General features: G+C 52.9%; 1 protein-coding gene. It reads right to left on the reverse strand.

Translation table 11 applies throughout. From position 1 onward, the window contains the following. The coding region (locus HMPREF2690_RS07925) for a carboxypeptidase-like regulatory domain-containing protein (RefSeq protein ID WP_141761224.1) at nt 1–242 on the reverse strand (242 nt) is incomplete at both ends.

The raw sequence follows: 242 nt of genomic DNA on the forward strand, positions 1-242 counted from the left end.
TCAGCAGGCTGGCCCGGATCAACCGTTACCGTCCCGTCAATCTTCGGAGCGGTGTAACGATTCTCATCCACCTCAACCTTGACGGTGTAGTCACCCGGACGAATCTTCTGATCCTTAATCGAACCATCCGACTCAACAACAACCGGATGCTCCTTGCCGTTCTCATCAACAAGAACAACCTTCACACCAGGAACCGGCTTGCCCTGATCATCCAAAACCTCGCCGGAAACCGAACCATCATT

The organism is Corynebacterium sp. HMSC034E11 (assembly GCF_001835905.1).
GTDB lineage: Bacteria > Actinomycetota > Actinomycetes > Mycobacteriales > Mycobacteriaceae > Corynebacterium > Corynebacterium coyleae.